This window comes from Mycobacterium sp. 1245801.1 (genome assembly GCF_001673055.1).
Lineage (GTDB): Bacteria > Actinomycetota > Actinomycetes > Mycobacteriales > Mycobacteriaceae > Mycobacterium > Mycobacterium europaeum_A.
Genome location: NZ_LZKY01000112.1, coordinates 1 through 729, shown reverse-complemented (window position 1 = coordinate 729; position 729 = coordinate 1). Strand labels below are relative to the sequence as shown.

The following is a 729-nucleotide window of genomic DNA, read 5'->3' as shown; positions in this document are numbered from 1 at the left end:
CGCAACCACGACGGACTCAACGCCGCACTGCGCGGCGTGCTGGCCTCCGGGAACCTGGGGCAGCACAACGGGTTACCCGCCTCCATCATCGTCACCACCACACTGGCCGAGCTCGAAGCCGCCGCCGGGCGCGGGCTGACCGGCGGCGGCACCCTGCTGCCGATGAGCGATGTCATCCGCCTGGCCCGCCACGCCCACCACTATCTCGCCATCTTCGACAACGGCAAGGCCCTGGCGCTCTATCACACCAAACGCCTCGCCTCACCCGGCCAACGAATCATGTTGTACGCCAAAGACCGCGGCTGCTCAAACCCCGGCTGCACCGTGGGCGGCTACTACTGCGAAGTCCACAGAGAGAATGGGATGTCGCTCGCGGCGGTGGTCTGACTCTGAGGTCCATTGACGCCGCTTGGTTGTCCTTGCGTGGATTTGTCGACTGGCGCCGCGAGTGACGTGCTCGACGTCACCGACGCGACGGCTGTGACTTCATAGGAGCTTGCACCCACAAGCTGCCCATCTCTGTTGTGTCCAACCGCCAACGCCGGTGACGCCACCCATCCACCCAGAAATAGAGGACGGCAATCACCAGCATGACAACCAAACCCCCATCTCGTCACATCGTCGCAGGAGTCGACACCCACAAACGGACCCATCACGCCGCAGTGCTGGACGCCAACACCGGAAAACTGCTCGCCGACCACGAGTTCGCTGCCACGCAAGCCGGCTACC

1 pseudogene is annotated in these 729 nt (G+C 64.3%); it reads left to right on the top strand.

Annotated elements, in window-relative coordinates:
• Window positions 1-351, top strand: a pseudogene (locus A5622_RS06740) (DUF222 domain-containing protein); the annotation flags it as partial.
• Between the last annotated feature and the right edge of the window lie 378 nt (window positions 352-729).